Consider the following 318-nt stretch of genomic DNA (forward strand, 5'->3'; position numbering starts at 1 on the left):
AAGTGTAACAAGTGATGAGCAAACAGAAGGAACTGATTTAGTTCACACTGTAACATTAAGTGGAGAAGCAGATTCAGCAAAAGAGTATGACTTTACATTTAACACTGGAACAGTAGAAGCAGAAGATATCGAAGCGTTTGAATTTAGTAATGGTGTAACATATGATGCAAGTACTGGAAAAATCACAGTACCAGCAGGAGTAACAGAGTTTACAATTACAACACCAACAGTAGATGATGCATTAAAAGAAGATACAGAAGCGTATGAGATTTCTGTAGGTGGAGTAGATGCAACAGGAACAATCTTAGATAATGAAGC

Annotated in this window: 1 protein-coding gene; it reads left to right on the plus strand. The window is 36.5% G+C overall.

Annotation, left to right across the window (positions count from 1 at the left end; all coding sequences use genetic code 11):
- A partial coding sequence (locus CRV03_RS14190; protein WP_258239119.1) for a hypothetical protein occupies window positions 1-318 on the plus strand: 318 nt, incomplete at both ends.

It is taken from the genome of Arcobacter sp. F155 (genome assembly GCF_004116455.1).
Classification (GTDB): Bacteria; Campylobacterota; Campylobacteria; order Campylobacterales; family Arcobacteraceae; genus Halarcobacter.